This is a genomic window from Streptomyces sp. O3, assembly GCF_054788135.1.
Genome location: NZ_JBTVYK010000135.1, coordinates 1 through 503 on the forward strand (window position 1 = coordinate 1; position 503 = coordinate 503).

Sequence of the window (503 nt, forward strand, 5' to 3'; positions counted from 1 at the left end):
GCGTATCAGCAGAATGCGGAGGGGATGATCGCGGGCGGTGCGGACGCGCTGCTGGTGGAGACGACGCAGGATCTGCTGCAGACGAAGGCGTCGGTTCTGGGGGCGCGGCGGGCGCTGGAGGCGGCGGGTGTGGATCTGCCGGTGATCTGTTCGGTGACGGTGGAGACGACCGGGACGATGCTGCTTGGGTCGGAGATCGGGGCCGCTTTGACGGCGTTGGAGCCGTTGGGCATCGACATGATCGGGTTGAACTGCGCGACGGGTCCGGCGGAGATGAGCGAGCATCTGCGGTATCTGGCCCGTCACTCCCGTGTGCCCATTTCGTGTATGCCGAATGCGGGGCTGCCGGTGCTGGGCCGGGACGGCGCGCACTACCCGCTGACCGCTGGCGAGTTGGCGGATGCGCAGGAGACGTTCGTCGGCGAGTACGGCCTGTCGCTGGTGGGCGGCTGCTGCGGGACGACGCCGGAGCATCTGCGGCAGGTGGTGGAGCGGGTGCGCGG

General features: G+C 69.2%; 1 protein-coding gene. It reads left to right on the forward strand.

Annotated features, from left to right (window positions below):
* Positions 1 to 503: homocysteine S-methyltransferase family protein (locus ACX6XY_RS30045; protein WP_460337780.1), on the forward strand; the 503-nt coding region annotated here is incomplete at both ends.